Source organism: Streptomyces sp. A0958 (assembly GCF_004795035.1).
GTDB lineage: Bacteria > Actinomycetota > Actinomycetes > Streptomycetales > Streptomycetaceae > Streptomyces.
The window spans coordinates 60419-74595 of record NZ_SSBK01000034.1 but is presented as its reverse complement, the minus strand read 5'-3'; the positions used below and the strand labels follow the sequence as shown (position 1 = coordinate 74595).

The 14177-nt window shown below is 72.9% G+C and carries 13 protein-coding genes; 4 read left to right on the top strand and 9 right to left on the bottom strand.

Annotated features, from left to right (window positions below; all coding sequences use genetic code 11):
• Positions 1 to 104: 104 nt before the first annotated feature.
• Positions 105 to 692, bottom strand: a complete 588-nt coding sequence (locus tag E6P78_RS26470) for a class I SAM-dependent methyltransferase (protein WP_136206162.1) — start codon at positions 690 to 692, stop codon at positions 105 to 107.
• Positions 693 to 1001: 309 nt separating this feature from the next.
• Between E6P78_RS26470 and E6P78_RS26465 the strand changes: the two genes are divergently transcribed.
• Positions 1002 to 2813, top strand: a complete 1812-nt coding sequence (locus E6P78_RS26465; protein WP_136206161.1) for a coagulation factor 5/8 type domain-containing protein — start codon at positions 1002 to 1004, stop codon at positions 2811 to 2813.
• A gap of 106 nt (positions 2814 to 2919) precedes the next feature.
• On the opposite strand, the gene E6P78_RS26460 is transcribed toward E6P78_RS26465, so the two are convergent.
• The gene (locus E6P78_RS26460) at positions 2920 to 3486 is read right to left on the bottom strand and encodes a TetR/AcrR family transcriptional regulator (protein ID WP_136206160.1); all 567 of its coding nucleotides are present in this window, start codon (positions 3484 to 3486) and stop codon (positions 2920 to 2922) included.
• A gap of 135 nt (positions 3487 to 3621) precedes the next feature.
• Here E6P78_RS26460 and E6P78_RS26455 point away from each other — a divergent pair, with 135 nt between their 5' ends.
• Positions 3622 to 4539 (top strand): SDR family oxidoreductase, encoded by a 918-nt coding sequence (locus E6P78_RS26455; RefSeq protein ID WP_136206159.1) that lies wholly within the window; start codon positions 3622 to 3624, stop codon positions 4537 to 4539.
• 90 nt (positions 4540 to 4629) lie between these two features.
• On the opposite strand, the gene E6P78_RS26450 is transcribed toward E6P78_RS26455, so the two are convergent.
• Both E6P78_RS26450 and E6P78_RS26445 read right to left on the bottom strand, forming a co-directional pair.
• A complete protein-coding gene (locus tag E6P78_RS26450; RefSeq protein ID WP_136206158.1) occupies positions 4630 to 5487 on the bottom strand; it encodes an ABC transporter permease in 858 nt (285 codons plus the stop codon).
• Positions 5484 to 6392, bottom strand: coding sequence for an ATP-binding cassette domain-containing protein (locus tag E6P78_RS26445; RefSeq protein WP_136206157.1), 909 nt, complete (start codon positions 6390 to 6392; stop codon positions 5484 to 5486). Before E6P78_RS26445 ends, E6P78_RS26450 begins: the two co-directional genes overlap by 4 nt.
• A 133-nt stretch (positions 6393 to 6525) precedes the next feature.
• Between E6P78_RS26445 and E6P78_RS26440 the strand changes: the two genes are divergently transcribed.
• Both E6P78_RS26440 and E6P78_RS26435 read left to right on the top strand, forming a co-directional pair.
• Positions 6526 to 7734 carry a sensor histidine kinase gene (locus E6P78_RS26440; protein WP_136206156.1) on the top strand — a complete coding sequence of 403 codons (1209 nt, stop codon included), beginning with the start codon at positions 6526 to 6528 and terminating at the stop codon, positions 7732 to 7734.
• Entirely contained in the window at positions 7731 to 8420 is a 690-nt protein-coding gene (locus tag E6P78_RS26435; RefSeq protein WP_136206155.1) for a response regulator transcription factor, read from the top strand. The genes E6P78_RS26440 and E6P78_RS26435 overlap by 4 nt, the downstream gene beginning before the upstream one ends.
• A gap of 34 nt (positions 8421 to 8454) precedes the next feature.
• Here E6P78_RS26435 and E6P78_RS26430 read toward each other — a convergent pair whose 3' ends face one another.
• The 5 genes from E6P78_RS26430 to E6P78_RS26410 all read right to left on the bottom strand — a co-directional run bounded on the left by E6P78_RS26430 (position 8455) and on the right by E6P78_RS26410 (position 14086).
• Complete coding sequence (locus E6P78_RS26430; protein WP_136206154.1) at positions 8455 to 9066, bottom strand: response regulator transcription factor; 612 nt, start codon at positions 9064 to 9066, stop codon at positions 8455 to 8457.
• Positions 9063 to 10241 (bottom strand): sensor histidine kinase, encoded by a 1179-nt coding sequence (locus tag E6P78_RS26425; RefSeq protein ID WP_136206153.1) that lies wholly within the window; start codon positions 10239 to 10241, stop codon positions 9063 to 9065. The genes E6P78_RS26430 and E6P78_RS26425 overlap by 4 nt, the downstream gene beginning before the upstream one ends.
• On the bottom strand, positions 10238 to 10993 hold the full coding sequence (locus tag E6P78_RS26420) for an ABC transporter permease (protein ID WP_136206152.1): 756 nt from the start codon (positions 10991 to 10993) through the stop codon (positions 10238 to 10240). The genes E6P78_RS26425 and E6P78_RS26420 overlap by 4 nt, the downstream gene beginning before the upstream one ends.
• Entirely contained in the window at positions 10987 to 11925 is a 939-nt protein-coding gene (locus E6P78_RS26415; RefSeq protein ID WP_136206151.1) for an ABC transporter ATP-binding protein, read from the bottom strand. The genes E6P78_RS26420 and E6P78_RS26415 overlap by 7 nt, the downstream gene beginning before the upstream one ends.
• A 196-nt stretch (positions 11926 to 12121) precedes the next feature.
• Positions 12122 to 14086, bottom strand: coding sequence for a hypothetical protein (locus E6P78_RS26410; RefSeq protein ID WP_136206150.1), 1965 nt, complete (start codon positions 14084 to 14086; stop codon positions 12122 to 12124).
• Between the last annotated feature and the right edge of the window lie 91 nt (positions 14087 to 14177).

The window sequence follows — 14177 nt, the reverse complement described above, 5'->3', positions numbered from 1 at the left end:
CGGCCGCGTGCGTGGTGGCTCCGCCGATGCGCCGACAAATCCGAAACAGGACAGTCGAAGACGTCAGTCAGTCGGCGAGTCAGACGCATCAGCAGAACCACCACTCACATCCTCACTGTCAGTCGGGCGGTGACGGTGAAGCCGGCCCGTTCCAGCTGCCGCCCCACCTGGTCGGGGGACAACAGGTGGATGGCGTACGTGACCCCGCCGGCCCGCTTCTGCCCGGTGTAGGGCTCCCCGTTCCCGGCGTGGAAGCCCAGCAGCAGCCGCCCGCCGGGGGCCAGGACGCGGCGGAACTCGGTGAAGAGTGAAGGCAGCAGTTCCGGCGGGGTGTGCAGGATCGACCACCAGGCGACGATCCCGCCCAGTTCGCCGTCCGGCAGACCGAGCGCGTCCATCGCCCCGGCCTCGAACCGCAGGTCCGGGTGGCGGCGCCGGGCGATGTCCACCATTCGCGGCGACACGTCGACGCCGTGGGCTCGGAGGCCGAGCGCGTCCAGATGGGCCGTCACATGGCCGGGACCGCAGCCGAGATCGGCGACGGGGAGGTCACCGTCCGTCCGCACCTCCTCCGCGAACGCGCCGAGCATCGCACGCCCCAGCACGTCCTGCTCGAAGAGGCCGGGGACGCGCGCGGCGTACTCCTCGGCAACGGTGTCGTAATAGGCGCGGGCCGCAGCGAGTTCGGTCATCCGTACGAGCCTAAGGGTCTGCCCGCGAAGTCCCGCCCGGCCCATGACGCCTGGCACGCCCCAGCGCCCATCCGCGCCACATCACCTCCTGAACCCAAGCACGCCCCGAACTGAGTGCAGAACGGGTCAATTGCCGTTCCACTGCCGTTGATTGTTGCGCTCAGCTGGTTCGGGTGAGGCTTCTGTTGCACACCTCTTGACCTTTCCAGGGTGGCGACGGAACCATCGACTCCCACGGAGAGCGCTCTCAGGGCGCTTTCCGTACAGCTCGTCGTGTCACTCGTACCACGACTCAGGAGACGTACGTCCATGCACCTTCCCCCCACGGAAGCCCCCACAACTCCCCCCACGCACACCACCGCGAACCCCCGCCGCAGGCGTCGCGGGCGGGCCGTCGGGTTCGCCGCGTTCGCCGTGTCGCTGCTTCTTGCCGTCCCCACCGCGCAGACAGCCTTCGGCGAGGACGCACAGGCCGTCGAGGGCGGCGGCGATCTCGGGCCCAACGTCCTGGTGTTCGACCCGTCGATGCCGGACATCCAGGCCAAGGTCGACGAGATCTTCAAGCAGCAGGAGTCGGCGCAGTTCGGCGACGGCCGCTACGCGCTGATGTTCAAGCCGGGCACGTACGACAACATCAACGCGCAGATCGGTTTCTACACCTCGATCGCCGGTCTCGGGCTGAACCCCGACGACACCACGTTCAACGGTGATGTCACCGTCGACGCGGGCTGGTTCGACGGCAACGCCACGCAGAACTTCTGGCGTTCGGCGGAAAACCTGGCGCTCAACCCGGTCAACGGCACCGACCGCTGGGCCGTTTCACAGGCGGCGCCCTTCCGCCGGATGCACGTCAAGGGCGGGCTCAATCTGGCGCCCGACGGTTACGGCTGGGCGAGCGGCGGGTACATCGCCGACAGCAAGATCGACGGCGAGGTCGGGCCGTACTCGCAGCAGCAGTGGTACACCCGCGACAGCTCCATCGGCAGCTGGGGCAACGGCGTCTGGAACATGACGTTCTCCGGCGTCGAGGGCGCCCCCGCGCAGAGCTTCCCCGAGCCGCCGTACACCACGCTCGACAGCACCCCCGTCTCCCGCGAGAAGCCGTTCCTCTACCTGGACGGTGACGACTACAGGGTCTTCGTCCCCGCCAAGCGCACCAACGCGCGCGGCACTTCGTGGGGCAACGGCACCCCGCAGGGCGAGTCGATCCCGCTGGACCAGTTCTACGTGGTGAAGCCCGGCGCGAGCGCGGAGACGATCAACGCGGCCGTGCAGCAGGGGCTGCACCTGCTGTTCACGCCCGGCGTCTACCACGTGGACCAGACGATCGACATCGACCGCGCCGACACCGTCGTGCTCGGGCTCGGCATGGCCACGATCATCCCGGACAACGGGGTCACCGCCCTCAAGGTCGGTGACGTGGACGGCGTCAAGCTCGCCGGGCTGCTGGTCGACGCGGGTGCCACGAACTCCGAGTCGCTGATCGAGGTCGGCCCGGAAGGCGCGTCCGCGAGCCACGCCGACAACCCCACCTCGCTCCAGGACGTCTTCGTCCGGGTCGGTGGCGCGGGCGCCGGCAAGGCCACCACGGGCATGGTGATCAACAGCAACGACACGATCATCGACCACACCTGGCTGTGGCGTGCCGACCACGGCGAGGGCGTCGGCTGGGACACCAACCGGTCCGACTACGGCCTCCAGGTCAACGGCGACAACGTCCTGGCCACCGGCCTGTTCGTGGAGCACTTCAACAAGTACGACGTCCGCTGGTCCGGCGAGAACGGCAGGACGATCTTCTACCAGAACGAGAAGGCGTACGACGTTCCGAACCAGGACGCCGTCCAGAACGGTGACACCAAGGGCTTCGCGGCCTACAAGGTCGACGACTCCGTCACCACCCACGAGGCCTGGGGACTCGGCAGCTACTGCAACTTCACCTCCGACCCCAGCATCCGCCAGGACCACGGCTTCGAAGCCCCGGTCAAGCCCGGCGTGAAGTTCCACGACCTGCTCGTCGTCTCCCTCGGCGGCCAGGGCCAGTACGAACACGTCATCAACGACACGGGTTCGGCCACCTCGGGGACGGACACCATTCCGTCGCAGGTGGTGTCGTTCCCGTAGGGACGACCGCGTCCGAACCACCCCGGGCCCGGGCCGCATCCGTGCGGTCCGGGCGCGTCCGAACCACCCCGGGCCCGGGCCGCATCCGTGCGGTCCGGGCCTGCGGCTATTCGCCCGCCGTCACCGTCTTCATCCCGTCCAGGGCCTCGCGTACGAAGTGCGCCATGCTCCGGGAGCCGTCGCCGCCGATCCAGCGCTCGAAGGCGACCTTGAAGACGGCCGTGCCGGCTTCGGCGGCCAGGCTCGCGGCCGGTTCCGCCACGCCGCGTCCGCGCAGGGCCCCGGCGAGCGCGGCGGACAGCGAGGCGAGCTTGACCAGCTCGCGCTCGCGCAGCTCCGCGTTGGCGGTGATGATCTCGTGGCGCCGCAGCGAGTGCTCGCGGCGCTCGTCGAAGACCGCCGCGACCGCGTCGAGCGCCGCCGCCACCGCGTCGATCGGGGGCGCCGAGGCGGGTGCGCCGGCCAGGCCGCCTACCAGGAGGTCCTGCAGCGCGGCCGACCCGCCGAACAGCACCTCGCGCTTGTCGGCGTAGTGCCGGAAGAACGTGCGCTCGGTGAGCCCGGCGCGCTTGGCGATCTCGGTCACGGTCGTCTGCTCGTAACCCCGCTCGCCGTAGAGCTCCATGGCTGCCTGTTCCAGCCTGCCGCGCGCGTTCGGCTCCCATCGACCCATGTGGCCGAGTCTATGGGACGACAGTGACTGTCATCAGGAGTAGGCTTCGGGGGTAGGTTGATGACAGTCGCTGACATCGAGGGTTCGGCCGCACCTTTCCGGCCCGGACTGTCGGCCTGTTCCAGGAGGTTTTCCATGCGTGTGTTCCTCACCGGCGCGTCCGGCTGGATCGGTTCCGCCGCCGTTCCCGAACTCATCGACGCCGGCCACCGGGTCGTCGGGCTCGCCCGCTCGGACGCCTCGGCCGAGGCGCTTGCCGCCGCGGGGGCCGAGGTGCGGCGCGGGTCGCTGGACGACCTCGACGTGCTGCGCGAGGCGGCCGCCGACGCGGACGGCGTGATCCACCTCGCCTTCAAGCACGACATCGCGTTCTCCGGCGACTTCCAGGGCGCCACCGACGCGGACCGCCGGGCCATCGACGTCTTCGGCGACGCGCTCGCCGGCTCCGGCAAACCATTCGTCATCGCGTCCGGGCTGCTCGGGCTCACCCCGGGCCGGGTCGCGACCGAGCGGGACGGGCAGAGCCCCGACCCGGCGGCACCGTCCGGGGGCCCGGGCGGCCGGCAGGACAACGCCCGGGCGACGCTCGCCCTCGCCTCCCGCGACGTCCGCTCGTCCGTCGTCCGGCTGCCCCCGACCGTCCACGGCGACGGGGACCACGGCTTCATGTCGGCCCTGATCGGCATCGCCCGCGAGAAGGGCGTCTCCGGCTATGTCGGCGACGGCTCCAACCGCTGGCCGGCCGCGCACCGCTCGGATGCCGCCCGCCTGTTCCGGCTGGCCCTGGAGGACGCCCCCGCCGGCTCCACGCTGCACGCGGTGGCCGAGGAGGGCGTCCCGCTGCGGGCCGTCGCCGAGGTCATCGGCCGCCACCTCGGCGTCCCCGCGGCCACCGTCGCCCCCGAGGACGCGGCCGGCCACTTCGCCTGGCTGGGCGGTCTCGTGGGGCTCGACGGCCCGTCCTCCGCCGCGCTGACCCGTGAGGCGCTGGGCTGGCGGCCGACCGGCCCGGGGCTCCTGGACGACCTCGCCGAGGGCCACTACTTCGCCTGACGACGAACCGGCCGAAGGTGTTCCAGCAGACTTCTGCAATGTCTTGCCGGGAAGCGGGTTGGCGATACGGGCGCAGCGCGTCCCGCGACGTCACTGGTCACGGCGGTGCACCGCGAGCACCGTCACCGCCCCCGCCACCAGCGCCCACAGGACGTAGACGGTCCAGGCCCCCGTCTCCGGCCACGGGTAGAGCGGGGGCGTGGTCTGCGGGAACACCACGTCCGTCAGCCGCTCCCACCCGCTGAGCGGCAGCGTGTGCCGGAGCACCGCCGTCAGGTGCCGCCGGTCGCTGAGGACCACCGGGAGCAGTAGGAGCAACACCACGCACGCCACGACCGAGGCCCCCGTGTGGCGGATCACCGTGCCGATCGCCAGTCCGGCGAGCGCCGCGACCGGGGCGAGCAGCGCGGAGGCGATGAGGACCTGGAGCGCTCCGGGGTGGCCGAGGGTGACCGAGGCGCCGCGGCCGGACAGGATGGCCTGGGTCGAGGCGAACGAGGCGGCGGCGACGAGCACGCCGAAGACCGTGCTGACGGCGGCGAGGACGAGGACCTTGGCGGCCATCACCGCGCGGCGGGCGGGGACCGCGGTGAACGTGGTGCGGATGAGTCCGGTCCCGTACTCGCCGGTGACCGAGACGGCCCCGATCGCGGCGAGTGCCAGGACCAGCACCAGGGCGGCGTTCTCGGTGAAGGCGTCGGCGAGCGCCAGGCCGTTGGCGACGAAGAACTCCTGGCTCCGGCCGTCGTGCTGGTACCAGTACTTGTAGTGGTCGTAGGCCGTGCCGGCGTTGAACGCGACGACGGCCAGGGCGCTGAGCGCGTACAGCCAGGGCGTCGAGCGCAGCGACCGCATCCTCAGCCACTCGGCGGCCAGCAGGTCGGTGAAGCGGGCGCGGGGCTCGTCGTGCGTCGCGCGGCCGGCGGGTGCGGTTGTCGCGGTGGTCATCGGGGGTCTCCCGCGAGGTATTCGGCGCTGTCCGCGGTGAGCTCCATGAACGCCTCCTCCAGCGAGGCGCCGAGGGCGGTCAGTTCGTGCAGCAGGACCCGGTGGCGGAGCGCGAGTTCGCCGATGCGTTCGGCGGGCAGCCCGGCCACCGTCAGCCGGTCGCCCCCGCCGCTCACCGAGGCGCCCTCGGCGGTCAGCAGCGGGGTCAGCGCGGCGGCGTCCGGGGTGCGTACGGTCACGCTCAGCCGGGTGGAGCGGGCGGCGAACGCGGACAGGCTCTCAGCGGCGATGAGTTCGCCGCGGCCGATGACGACGAGTTGGTCGGCGGTGTTCTCCATCTCGGTCATCAGGTGGCTGGAGACGAACACGGTGCGGCCCTCGGCGGCGAGCCTGCGGAACAGACCGCGCACCCACAGCACGCCTTCGGGGTCGAGGCCGTTGAGCGGCTCGTCGAACAGCAGGACGGGCGGGTCGCCGAGCAGGGCGGTGGCGATGCCGAGGCGCTGGCGCATCCCGAGCGAGAAGCCGCCGATGCGGCGGCGGGCCGCACCCGCGAGGCCCACTTCCGCGAGGAGTTCACCGGCCCGGGCGCGCGGGAGGCCGTTGCTGCGGGCCAGCACGGCGAGGTGGGCCAGGGCGGTGCGGCCGCCGTGGACGTCGCCCGCGTCGAGGAGGGCGCCGACGTGCCGCAGCCCGCGCGGGTGGCCGCGGAACGGCCGGCCCTGGAGGGTGGCCGTCCCGGCGGTCGGTTCGATCAGGCCCAGGAGCATGCGCAGGGTGGTGGTCTTGCCGGCGCCGTTGGGCCCGAGGAAGCCGGTCACCTCGCCGGGCCGCACGGTGAAGGTGAGGTCCTTGACGGCGGTGGAGCCGCCGTATCGCTTGGTCAGTCCGTTGACTTCGATCACGCGGCCCACTGTGCTGGCCGCCACCGGGGCCTGTCGTCGGGCCGGCGCTGACATCTGCCGGGGCCGGAGACCACCCGTGGGTGTACAACCGTGGGCCGATGTGGGCCCGTCCGGCGCTGGCTACGATCGCCGTATGTCTCCCTCGCCCGTCCTGCCCCTGCTCAAGCGCGTCCCACCGGGCGCGTGGGTGGCGGCTGCCTGGTATGCGGGCGTGGTGCTCACGTTCCTCATGCGGGTCCGGCTGCCCGGCGAGTACCAGCCCTCCGTCCGGCCCGGCGTCCTCTACTACCGGTGGGACGGTCTGCTGACGCAGCTGGTGTCCACGGTGCTGCTGATGACCGGCTGTCTGTTTCTCACCCGGCGCCCGCTGGGTTCCATGGCCGTGCTGCTCGGCGCGTCCGCGCTCGCCACGATGCCGCTCAGCGTGTCGGAGATCCCGCTCGCCCAGTTCCTGGCGGTCGATGTGGCCCTGTACTTCGTCGCCGCCACTCGTCCGCTGCGCACGGGCGTCCTCGCCCTGCTCATGTCGCTCGCCGTCCTCGTCGCCTTCGTGAGCGGCCGGGCCCTCGCCGGGTGGGTCGCCGGTACGTCGGCGGAGCTGGCCGTCGCGCTGACCGCGCTCGTCGCCTGGCTGGTGGGCCGCTCGGTGTACGAGAGCCGCAGACACGACGCGGATCTGACGGCCAGGGCCACGGACCGGGCGCTCGTGGCCGAACGGCTGCGCATCGCCCGCGAGATGCACGACCTGGTGGCGCACAGCGTCGGCATCATCGCCCTCCAGGCGGGTGCGGCGGCGAGGGTCGTGCACACCCAGCCGGACGCCGCCCGGGAGGCGATGAGCGCGGTGGAGGGCGCCGGCCGGGAGACGCTGTCGGGGCTGCGCAGGATGCTGGGGGCGCTGCGCGAGAGCGGGGCGGGAGAAGAGGGGGAGAGCGCGCCGCTGTGCCCGGCCGAGGGTCTGGCCCACGTCGAGCGGCTGGCGAGGACCACGACCGCCGCCGGGGTCCGGGTCGACGTGCGGTGGCGGGGCGAGAGGCGGGCGCTGCCGCCGGACATCGATCTGTCGGCGTTCCGGATCATCCAGGAGTCGGTGACCAACGTGGTCCGCCATGCCGCCACCGACGCGTGCCGGGTCTCCGTCGAGTACGGCCCGGAGGCGCTGGCCATCGAGGTCGCGGACCGGGGCCGGGGCGCCGGCCGGGGCCCATGCACCGGGTTCGGGCTGGTCGGGATGCGGGAGCGGGTGGCCCTGCTGCACGGCGAGTTCGCCGCCGCCCCCGAGCCCGGCGGCGGCTTCCGGGTGACGGCCCGGCTGCCGGTGCCCGCGGGGGAGGCGATATGAGCCAGGACGTGGACGGTGCGGTGGCCGCCGCGCCGGTCCGGGTGGTGCTCGCGGACGACCAGCCGCTGGTGCGGACCGCGCTGCGCATGGTCATGGCCGACACCCCCGACATCGACGTGGTCGGCGAGGCGGGGACGGGCGAGGAGGCGGTCCGGCTGACCGCGCGACTGGCGCCCGATGTCGTGGTGATGGACATCCGGATGCCCGGGATGGACGGCATCGAGGCGACCGAGCGCATCGCCGCACAGGGCGGGGATGCGCATGTGGTGGTCCTGACGACGTTCGACGACGACGATTACGTGTACGGGGCGCTGCGTGCCGGGGCGGCCGGGTTCCTGGTCAAGGACATGGCGCTGGACGACATCCTGGCGGCGGTCCGGGTGGTGGCGGCGGGGGACGCCCTCATCGCGCCGAGCGTCACCCGGCGGCTGATCAAGGAGTTCGCGGAGCGCCCCGCCTCCCCGTCCGCCCGGCCGCCGCTCACCGCGATCACCGACCGGGAGCGCGAGGTGCTGGTGCTGGTCGGCAGCGGGCTCTCCAACGCGGAGATCGCCGAGCGCCTCGTCATCAGCGTGGCCACGGCGAAGACGTACCTGACCCGGCTGCTCGCGAAGCTCGGGGCGCGGGACCGGGTTCAGCTGGTCATCATCGCGTACGAGGCGGGGCTGGTCTCCCCCGGCCGGTGAGTCGGCCGGTGAGTCGGCCGGAAGGGGGCCGTGCCTACAGCCAGCCCTTCTCCCGGGCCATCCGGACGGCCTCCGCGCGGTTGCGGGCCGCCATCTTCTGGATCGCCATGGAGAGGTAGTTGCGGACCGTGCCCTGGGACAGGTGGAGCGCGGTGGCGATCTCCGCGTTGGTCGAGCCGTCCGCCGCGGTGCGCAGCACCTCGCGCTCCCGCTCGGTCAGCGGGCTCGCTCCGTCGGCGAGGGCGGCGGCGGCGAGGGAGGGGTCGATGACGCGTTCGCCGGCGAGCACCTTGCGTACCGCTTCGGCGAGTTGGGCCGCCGGGGCGTCCTTCACCAGGAAGGCGTCCGCGCCCGACTCCATGGCGCGGCGCAGGTAGCCGGGCCGGCCGAACGTGGTGACGACGACGACCTTGACGTCCGGGAGGGCGTCGCGCAGCTGGGCCGTCGCGTCGATGCCGGTCATGCCGGGCATCTCGATGTCCAGGAGGGCCACGTCGATGCCGTGTTCCCGGGCCGCCGCGAGGACCTCGTCGCCGCGGGCGACCTGGGCGACCACCTCGATGTCGGGTTCCAGGCCGAGGAGCGCCGCCAGGGCCTCGCGCACCATGGACTGGTCCTCCGCGAGGAGAAGTCTGATCATGCTCATTCCGCGGATACTAGGCCGGATTCGAACGGCACGCTGAGAACCATGGTGAAGCCTTTGCCCGAGCCGGGGTGGGTGGCCCGGGTGGTGAGGGTGCCCTCGACGGTGGCGAGGCGTTCGACGATGCCGGTGAGGCCGTTGCCCGGCTGGGTGCCGGTGGCGCCGCGGCCGTCGTCGGCGACGGTGAGTTCGAGTACGCGCCCGTCGAGCGTCTGGCGCGGGGCGAGGGTGACCGTGCAGCGGTGGGCGCCGCTGTGCCGTACGACGTTGGTGACGGCTTCCCGCAGCCCCCAGGCGAGCACTTCCTCCGGCTTCTCGGGCAGGCCCTCGGGGACGTCGGTGGGGATCTGCGCGGTGATTCCGGCGGCGGCCAGCGCGGTCCGGGCCCCGGCCAGTTCGCCGGGGAGGGTCGCCCTGCGGTAGCCGGTGACGGCGCTGCGTACGTCCACCAGCGCCTGGCGGCTGACCTGTTCGATGTCGGCGACCTGGACGGCGGCCCGCTCGGGCTGGTCGGGGAGCATCCGCCCGGCCAGCTCGCTCTTGAGGGTGATCAGGGAGAGGGAGTGGCCGAGCAGGTCGTGCAGGTCGCGGGCGAGGCGGAGGCGTTCCTCGTTGGCGGCGAGCTGGGCGACGGTGGCGCGGGCCTCGCGGAGCTGGATCGTGGTGCGGATCATCTGCCGGACGCCGGTCATCGCGAAGCCACCGAGCAGCGCGGGGAAGACCAGGGCCGTGATGATCTCGCGGGGGTTCTCGCGGGTCGCGCCGATGCCCACCAGGACGGCGGTGACGACGGGGATCAGCCAGCGCGCGGTCCGCAGCGGCAGGGTGGCGCCCACCGAGACCGACACGTACACGAACAGGACCAGCCAGGGCGTGCCGAAGGTCAGCGACAGCAGGACGGCGAGGGCGCCGAGGAAGGCGAGGGAGGCGCGGACCCGGAAGGGGTCGAGCGCCTTCGACGTGTGCCGGAAGACCAGGACCAGGTAGGCGCCTACGAAGACCAGCAGCCCGAACACGCCGAGCGCGGTCGCCCACGGGGTGTGGTCGCCGTCGGCGAGATCCTTGACCGGCGCGCTCATGAAGGCCAGCCAGATGCCGATCCACAGCAGCTTCACCCCTGCCCGGCGGGCGGTCGCGGGCGGCCGCCCCAGGCCCACCGACATCTCGTCCTCGTTCACGCCTTCAACGTGTCCTTCCGGTAGAGCCAGGCCGCGCCGCCCGCGAAGAGCAGGAAGTAGACGCAGAGGACGGCGACATCCCTGGCGTGCGGCGCGCCGCCCATCTCGACGGCCTGGCCGAGTGCAGCGTACGCGTGTGTGGGAAGCCACTCGGAGATGTCCTGGAGCCACTGCGGGAAGGTGGCGCTGGGCATCCACAGACCGCCGAGGATCGAGAGACCGAAGTAGATGATCATCGTGACCGGGCGGACGGCGTCACCGCTGGCGAGGTAGCCGATGGCGACGCCTAGCGCGGCGAAGACCAGCGAGCCGGCCCAGATGACGCCGGTCAGCGCGAGCCACTGCCACAGGTCGAAGCGGACGTGTTTGGCCGAGGCGGCGACGAGGAAGACGACGACGATGCAGGGCAGGGTGACCACGGCGGCGCCGGCGATCTTGGCCAGGACGTAGCCGCGGCCGGGCAGCGCGGTCAGCCTCAGCTGGCGCACCCAGCCCTTCTCGCGCTCCTTGGCGATGCGTTCGCTGTTGCCCATCAGGACGGCGGTCAGCGCGCCGAAGGAGGCCATGGAGACCATGAAGAAGGCCTGGAGGGTCAGATCGGTGCCCGCCACCGTGTCGGTGGTGTCCTGGGTGCCGGAGATCAGCAGGTAGATCACCGACGGGTAGATGACCGAGAAGAACATGAACTTCTTGTTCCGCAGGGTGCGGGTCACTTCGAGCTTGATGAGGGCCCACGAAAAGGTGTTCAGCATGAGGTCCTGGCCTCCTCGGCCTCGGTGATGGCGACGAAGGCCTGCTCCAGTCCGAGACCGGCGACTTCCAGCTCGCGCGGGTAGAGGCCGAGGCCGTAGACGGCGTGCACGGTCGCGTCGGCGTTGTGCGACTGGATGCGCACCCGCCGGCCGCTGATGTCGAGCGCGGACAGGAACGGCAGCGCGCGCAGGGCCGCTTCGTCGACCGGGCCCTCCAGCTCGAAGGAGATCCGGCGGGCCCCGGCCCTCGCCTTGATCTCGGCGGCGGTGCCGTCGGCGAGGAGGCGGCCCTTGTGCAGGACCAGGACGCGGTCGGCGATCGCGTCGGCCTCTTCGAGGTAGTGGGTGGCGAACAGGACGGTACGGCCCTGCTCGGCCTGCTCGCGCATGGTGGCCCAGAAGGCCTGGCGGGCGGTCACGTCCATACCGGTGGTCGGTTCGTCGAGCACGATCAGGTCGTTGGCGCCGGCGGTGGCGAGGGCGAACCGTACGCGCTGCTCCTGGCCGCCGGAGAGCTTGTTGACCATCCGGCCGGCGATCGACGCGACGCCCGCGCGGGCCAGCACCTCGCTCACCGGGTAGGGGCGCGGGTGCAGGACGCAGCCCAGCCGGACCAGTTCCTCGACGGTGACGTCCTCCATCAGGCCGCCGCTCTGGAGCATGGCGCCGACCCGGCCGGCCGCGATGGCCTCCTGCGGGGACGTGCCGAAGAGGCGGACGCTGCCGGAGTCGGCGGGGCGCAGGCCGAGGAGGAGGTCGAGGGTGGAGGACTTCCCGGCGCCGTTGGGGCCGAGCAGCGCCACGGTCTCGCCGGGGTGCAGGTCGAGGGTGAGCCCGTCGACGGCGCGTACGTCTCCGTAGGCCTTGGTGACCTGGTCGAAGCTGACCACGGCGGTCCTCGCCGCGGTCGCTCCGGTGGCTGTCGTTGTCATGCGTCCAGCCTGGCGGACCGGGGGGTGCGTCCGGCAGGGTCGCGGGTCGTGGATACGGGATGACAGATGTCATGCCCCGCGGATGACGGGCGCTTCCCGGGCCCGGGAACGGGAAGGCCCCGGGCCCGGGCCCGGGAACGCCGCCGCCCCCGGCCGGAGGTCCGGCCGGGGGCGGCGGCACGCGGTGCGGGCGGGGTCAGCCGTTGCTGTTGCCGTTGCCGTTGCCGTCGAGGTCGATCGTGACGGTCCGCTCGGCCTCGGTCTTGCCGAGCAGCGCGCCCTTCATGGCGAGGGCCACGTCTTCCGCGCCGAGCTGGTGCTTCTTGCCGTCGCCCTTGGTGATCATGACGCCGTTGAAGACGCCCCCGCAGAGCTGTTCGATGGCCTTCTTGTCGTAGCGGTCGACGAGCTTGCCGTCGACCGGGACCATCGACAGGATCTGCGGCAGCGACTTGGCCGGGCCGAACGGGATCTGCCTCCCGCCCGCCTGGATGACGACCAGGCCGGACATCGCGGGCTCGGCGAACTCCTTCATCGCCCGGTCCAGTTCGGCCTGGGTGATGGTGGGCTGCTTGGTGACGACGGGCAGCTCGACGGTGTTCGTACGGCCCGTCTCGACCTGGGCGCGGTAGGCGTCCCGGACGGAGACCACCGACTTGTTCACGTCGAGCGCCTTGCCCGGCCGGCCCGGTACGGCCACGGCCTTGCCCGGCTCGAACTTGATCGTCCCGTCCTTCGCGGTGCCCGAGACACCGGACAGGTCCTGCAGCGCGACGCCGAGCTTCTCCTCGTCCACCGGGAACACCGGGTCGACGGCCCGCTCGCCGCCGAAGAGCGAACCGATGACGGAGACCGGGTTGTAGTCGCTGCCCGCGGCGGAGCGCACGGTCGCCTGGCTGTCCAGGGAGAGCCCGGCCTTGTCCGGCGCGAGCTGCGTCTTCTTGCCGTCCACGCTCAGCTGGAGCGGGGCCGCGGCGCGCTTGGCGAGCGCGGCGTCCAGCTTCTCGACGCCCTGCTCCTTCGTGCCGCCGCCGATGTCGACGCCGAGCACGGTGGTGCCCTTGGGCACGTCCGAGTGGTTCATCAGCAGCCCGGCGCCGTACGCGACGCCGAGCAGGCAGACGGCCGCGACGCCGAGCAGCACCAGCTTGGAGCGGCCCTTCTTCGCGGGGGCGCCCGGCTTCGGGGCGGTCCGGGCGGCGGGGACCGGCGGCTTCGGGGCGAAGCCGTCCTGCCCGGCGGGTCCGGTGCCCATCGGGTCGGCCGGGGCGCGCCCGGCGCCGTCGCCGCCCGGGAACGGCGACTGGTCGCGCCGGTCGCCGGGTACGACGGGGATGCCGCTGTTCAGCGTGTCACCCGAGACGTTGTCGCCGGGGCCGCCGGGCTGCGCGAACTGCGGGGTCAGCACGGCGGTGTCGTCGGACATCCGCGGTGGCACCCCACCGGGGCCGCCGGGCGTCTGCGCACCGGGGCCGCCGGGCATCTGCGCACCGGGGCCCGCCTGGCTGCCCGCGCCGAGGCCCGGCGGAAAGAGGGCGGGGCCGTCGAGGTTCGGGGTGAGCGCCGAGGTGCCGGCGGCCGGGCCCGTGGTGGGACCGGCCGGGCCGGGGGTGCGGACCCCGAGGTTCGGCGTGGAGCGCGGGCCGTCGCCGGGCGCGCCCGGACCCTCCGGGAGGTCGCGCTGCGGGCCGTCCGAGAAGTACGGGAGGTCGGTGCGCGGCCCCGAGGGCGGCGTCACCCGGCCGGGGGCCGGACCGCCCGGCCGGGCACCGGGCCCACGCGGACCGGCGGGAGCGCCGGGCCCACCCGGAGCACCCTGGCCCGTGGGGGCACCGGCACCGGGTCCGCCCGGAGCGCCCCGGCCCGTCGCGGCGCCGGGTCCACCCGGGCCGGCGGCGGGGAAGCCCGCGCCGTCCGTGCCGCCGCCGGACTGCCCGTCCGTCGCGGGCTTGGCGGTCGCCGGGGCCTTGCGCGGGGCGAACCAGTCGCTGCCGCTCTTCTCCCTGGCCGGCTTCTCGGACGCGGGGTCGGCGGCCGGGCCGGCCTCCTCGCCGGTCTCCGCCGCAGGCGCCTGGGGCGTCTGCTGCGCGCCGCCCTGCGCCGGGGTGCCCGGGCGCGGGATCTCGCCGGTCCGCTCGCCGCCGCCCTCGGCGTCGCTCATGGGCGTACGCATGACGACCGGCGGGATGGGACGCGAGCCCGGGATGTTGATCCGGATACGCGTCGTCAGGGTCGTCTCGGTCTTCGGCTCT

What these genes read in the sequence shown, in the direction of transcription:
- E6P78_RS26410 (WP_136206150.1), bottom strand. Translation starts at nt 14,086, where the DNA reads ATGAGCGACGCCGAGGGCGGCGGCGAGCGGACCGGCGAGATCCCGCGC.
- E6P78_RS26465 (WP_136206161.1), top strand. Translation starts at nt 1,002, where the DNA reads ATGCACCTTCCCCCCACGGAAGCCCCCACAACTCCCCCCACGCACACC.
- E6P78_RS26430 (WP_136206154.1), bottom strand. Translation starts at nt 9,066, where the DNA reads ATGAGCATGATCAGACTTCTCCTCGCGGAGGACCAGTCCATGGTGCGC.
- E6P78_RS26455 (WP_136206159.1), top strand. Translation starts at nt 3,622, where the DNA reads ATGCGTGTGTTCCTCACCGGCGCGTCCGGCTGGATCGGTTCCGCCGCC.
- E6P78_RS26470 (WP_136206162.1), bottom strand. Translation starts at nt 692, where the DNA reads ATGACCGAACTCGCTGCGGCCCGCGCCTATTACGACACCGTTGCCGAG.
- E6P78_RS26440 (WP_136206156.1), top strand. Translation starts at nt 6,526, where the DNA reads ATGTCTCCCTCGCCCGTCCTGCCCCTGCTCAAGCGCGTCCCACCGGGC.
- E6P78_RS26420 (WP_136206152.1), bottom strand. Translation starts at nt 10,993, where the DNA reads ATGCTGAACACCTTTTCGTGGGCCCTCATCAAGCTCGAAGTGACCCGC.
- E6P78_RS26435 (WP_136206155.1), top strand. Translation starts at nt 7,731, where the DNA reads ATGAGCCAGGACGTGGACGGTGCGGTGGCCGCCGCGCCGGTCCGGGTG.
- E6P78_RS26460 (WP_136206160.1), bottom strand. Translation starts at nt 3,486, where the DNA reads ATGGGTCGATGGGAGCCGAACGCGCGCGGCAGGCTGGAACAGGCAGCC.
- E6P78_RS26415 (WP_136206151.1), bottom strand. Translation starts at nt 11,925, where the DNA reads ATGACAACGACAGCCACCGGAGCGACCGCGGCGAGGACCGCCGTGGTC.
- E6P78_RS26450 (WP_136206158.1), bottom strand. Translation starts at nt 5,487, where the DNA reads ATGACCACCGCGACAACCGCACCCGCCGGCCGCGCGACGCACGACGAG.